Below are 1,158 nucleotides of genomic sequence, written 5' to 3' on the forward strand. Positions count from 1 at the left end.
CCGGGAGCAGGGAGTCGACCTGGCCGCGATCACCGGGAGCGGGCCGGACGGGCTGATCCTGCGGGCGGACGTCGAACGGGCGGTCGCGGCCAAGGTGGCGGCGCCGACGGCACCTGCGGCGGCGGAGGGCGTGGTCCCGCTGCGCGGGCTGCGCAAGGCGGTGGCCGAGAAGCTCAGCCGCAGCCACCGGGAGATCCCCGCCGCGACCTGCTGGGTGGACGCGGACGCCACCGAACTGATGGCGCTCCGGCGGCAGTTGAACGAAACCCCGGGCCCCAAGGTGAGCGTGCTGGCGCTGCTGGCGCGGATCTGCACGGTCGCGCTGGCGCGCTTCCCCGAGCTCAACTCCAGTGTGACCGAGGACGGTTCGGGCATCATCCGGCACTCTGCGGTGCACCTGGGCTTCGCCGCGCAGGGCGAGCGCGGCCTGGTCGTCCCGGTGGTGCGGGACGCGCACTCCCGCACCACCGAGCAACTCGGCGAGGAGCTGGGCCGGTTGACCGAGGCGGCGCGCAACGGGTCGCTCACCCCGGCCGAACTGACCGGTGGCACCTTCACGTTGAACAACTACGGGGTGTTCGGCGTGGACGGTTCCACCCCGATCCTCAACCACCCGGAGGCGGCGATGCTCGGGGTCGGCCGGATCGTGGCCAAACCCTGGGTGTACCAGGGGGAGTTGGCGGTGCGCGAGGTGACGCAGCTGTCGTTCACCTTCGACCACCGGGTGTGCGACGGCGGGACGGCGGGCGGGTTCCTCCGCTTCGTCGCGGACTGCGTCGAGCATCCGGGGATGCTGCTGCGGCAGCTGTGAGCACAGGCGGCGGTCGCCCTGGGTGTGCTGCTCGGCACACAGGGCGGCCGCCGCGCGTGCGAGAGTAGCGCGTTCCCGGGCCGGGTGTCCGGGCTTCGCACGATTCATCGGATGAGCGGTTCGGGCGTGCCACGCTGCCTAGGCGCCAGCAGAGACGAGCCAGGTGGCGCGGGCCGGTCGGAGGCGAAACGATTCTCTTGGGTACTCGAAACGTAGCGGTGAAGTCCCGCAGAACACTGCTGATCCGCGCCGGGCACGGCTCGGCGGGGGCCGCCTCCGTCCCGGGCCTGCCGGAACCGGAACCGGAGCCGGAGCCGGAGCTGGAGCTGGAGCTGGAGCTGGAGCTG

The 1,158-nt window shown here is 72.5% G+C and carries 1 protein-coding gene; it reads left to right on the forward strand.

The window, feature by feature from the left end; genetic code table 11:
• On the forward strand, window positions 1-811 hold an 811-nt coding region (locus J0670_RS38395), incomplete at its 5' end, for a dihydrolipoamide acetyltransferase family protein (protein WP_207817396.1).
• Window positions 812-1,158: the final 347 nt, after the last annotated feature.

Origin of the sequence: Streptomyces sp. FH025 (assembly GCF_017427025.1) — a bacterium.
Lineage (GTDB): Bacteria > Actinomycetota > Actinomycetes > Streptomycetales > Streptomycetaceae > Kitasatospora.